The sequence below is a fragment of the uncultured Eudoraea sp. genome (genome assembly GCF_947258525.1).
Classification (GTDB): domain Bacteria; phylum Bacteroidota; class Bacteroidia; order Flavobacteriales; family Flavobacteriaceae; genus Eudoraea.
This window is the reverse complement of the sequence record NZ_CAMYIP010000083.1, coordinates 1-2948: the sequence shown is the minus strand read 5'-3', so window position 1 is coordinate 2948 and position 2948 is coordinate 1. Positions and strand designations below refer to the sequence as shown.

General features: G+C 35.4%; 3 protein-coding genes. All 3 read left to right on the top strand.

Features of this window, described 5'->3' with window-relative positions:
* The first annotated feature begins 43 nt into the window (after positions 1-43).
* The 3 genes from Q0X89_RS06830 (at position 44) to Q0X89_RS06820 (ending at position 2804) form a co-directional block, all read left to right on the top strand.
* Positions 44-1591 carry a hypothetical protein gene (locus tag Q0X89_RS06830; RefSeq protein ID WP_297692458.1) on the top strand — a complete coding sequence of 516 codons (1548 nt, stop codon included), beginning with the start codon at positions 44-46 and terminating at the stop codon, positions 1589-1591.
* Positions 1592-1733: 142 nt separating this feature from the next.
* Positions 1734-2465 (top strand): LytTR family DNA-binding domain-containing protein, encoded by a 732-nt coding sequence (locus tag Q0X89_RS06825; RefSeq protein ID WP_297692456.1) that lies wholly within the window; start codon positions 1734-1736, stop codon positions 2463-2465.
* Positions 2466-2609: 144 nt separating this feature from the next.
* Entirely contained in the window at positions 2610-2804 is a 195-nt protein-coding gene (locus Q0X89_RS06820; RefSeq protein WP_297692454.1) for a hypothetical protein, read from the top strand.
* Positions 2805-2948: the final 144 nt, after the last annotated feature.

Sequence of the window (2948 nt, the reverse complement as noted above, 5' to 3'; positions counted from 1 at the left end):
TTCTATTTTTGCAGATGTAATAAGGAATCCTAATTGAACTGATATGAGCCAAAGGCTGTTAATTATACCAATCCTACTTCTAACACTCCTCTGGTGCTCTTGCAGGAAAGATTTTCAATACGATATCAGTTCAGGAAATTTAGAGTTTTCAAAAGATACAGTCTATTTAGATACCGTTTTTGCCAATATTGGCAGCAGTACCTACTCCCTGAAGGTCTACAACAGGTCTAATAACGACATACAAATTCCCAATGTGCGACTTGCACAAGGAAATAACAGTAGCTACAGATTAAATGTTGATGGTGAAGCCGGAAAAGAATTCGAAAATATTCCTTTAATGGCAAAAGACAGTCTTTTTATTTTTATAGAAACAACTTTTGATATTTCGGCCATAAACGAAAATGAATTCTTGTATACAGATGCTATCCTTTTTGATGAAGGACCTAAACAACAAGAGGTACAATTAGTTACCTTAATAAAGGATGCCATATTCCTTTATCCGGCTGAAAATGCAGATGGAACAAAGGAAACTTTGCTCTTAGGACTGGACGAGGATGGAAATGAAATTAGGATAGAGGGATTTCTGCTTACAGATGAGCAGCTAAGTTTTACCAATGAAAAGCCTTATGTTATATATGGCTATGCCGGAGTGGCACCAGATAAAATACTAAACATTGCAGCGGGCAGCAGAGTACACTTTCATAAAGATTCCGGAATATTGGTAGGCCAGGGTGCTACACTGAACGTAAATGGTGCCTTGAGTACAGACACACTGCTATTGGAAAATGAAGTGATTTTTGAGGGCGACCGCCTGGAGCCCGAGTTTGCTGAAGTACCGGGCCAATGGGGAACTATTTGGTTGGCACCCGGTAGTATTAACAATACAATGAATCATATTACAATTAGAAATGCTACCGTAGGATTACTGGTTGAAGGCAATTCAGGCTCAATTCCCTCCAAACTTTCAGTGAGTAATTCTAAAATTTATAACAGTCTTGCAGTTAATATTTTGGCAAGATCTTCCTCGATTGCCGGGGAAAATATGGTATTAGGTAATGCCGGAAATGGCTCACTAATTTGTACTAATGGAGGTAATTATTCTTTCATTCACAGTACAATAGCAAATTATTGGAGTAATGGTTTCAGATCCGGTGCTGCATTGCAACTAAGTAATTATAATCCTGATGAGGTTATGGGCACTGGTGAACAGAACCTGATTGCCAGTTTTGTAAACTGCATTGTAGACGGCAATACTTTTCTTGAACTCTCATTAAATTCCAATGAGACCAATTTATTTGACTTTTCTTTTACAAATTGCCTGATTAAATTTAATGATACAAATAATCAATTTGATTCAAATCCTTTATACGATTTTACAAATACGGATTACTATAACAATATTTTCCTTAATGAGGATACGGATTTTTTAAGTACCGCAAATAAAGATTTCAGGCTTGGTAATTCTTCTTTTGCAATTGGTAAAGCAGATCAGGCTGCAGCTATTTTGTTGCCCTTGGATATTCTGGGAGCAGATCGTACTTCTGAACCGGATATTGGGGCCTATGAATTTGTTGCCGAGCAGCAGAATTAATCCAGATTACTATTTTTTGTAAGAATTTTCATTCAATAATATTGATTTTCAACACTTTATGTAGAAAAACCTTAATTATTCTATGGTAAAAATATGGTGTCTTGTCAAATAGGTTTACTACTTTGTACCCAAATATCCGGGCATGGAGTATTCTTATACCATTATTGATTCCGACGCCACCTCAAATTTGCAATTGCAGCACTATTTAGAGGACTATGGAGATTTTGTATGTTCCAGTGAAGCCAGAAATTGCTCAGACGGTTTAAATGCTATTCTCAAATACTCCCCCGATGTTGTTTTTATTAATCTGAACGACAAGGCCTTTGAATATTTTCAAATGGTGACAGAATTGTATCAGTATGTTAAAAACATTCCAATATTAATTGGGATTTCAAGAAGCAAGGAATACGCTTACAATGCCATTAAAAACAATTTCTTTGATTACTGGCTTATGCCTTATAATGAATTTGATATTAGAAAGACCCTGTTGCGATTAAAAAAACAACTGCCTAAAGAAGATGTTTCACATACCCTTTGTCTGAAGTCGTATAATGATTACCAATATCTGGATACCAATGAGATACTGTACTTAAGGGCAGACAATAATGCAACGGATTTTATAATGAAAGACGGCAGTACCATTAGCGCTTATAAAACACTAAAGACCTTTGAGAATCAATTACCTGAAAACTTCATAAGGGTCCACCAAAGCTATATCCTGAACACCAACTATGTATCAGGAATTAATTATGGGAAGTCTTTATGTTTCCTAAAAGTCAGGAAAACAAAGCTTCCATTTACCAAAACCTATAAGGAGAATATAGAAGGGTTAAAAAAAATTCTTTCAAAAAACACCATTTCTTCCTCTAAATAATCAAATTCTCTTAAAAACGGCCAAAATACTCACAGAAGTGGCTCGTTTACTAATATTCTTTTTTTTACGCAATAGCTTTTTGGATATGCGGCTAGTTTAGTATCAAGCTAGTCAACATTAATTAACTAATCAAAAATCTAAAGAATGAAAAAAGTTTTAAGCATTTTCGCAATAGTAGTATTTAGTATAGGATTAATTTCCTGTGAAGCAGATAACAGCGCCGAAGACCAGGCCTTATATGAGATAGGAACAGGTGGGGATGACGTTCCGCCAGATAACAGAGATGGCACAGGTGGGGATGATGTTCCAGTTGGAGGTGGTAGTGGTAGTGGCGGATAAAATTCCCGTTGCGATATTAATTCAACCCTTTAATATTTTGTACATAATTAAAAAGCCTTAAATAGCATATTTAGGGCTTTTTAATTATCTTGTTATAGAAGCCATTAGTTCGTAAGTGTATGGTATATAAAAAAAATCTATTTT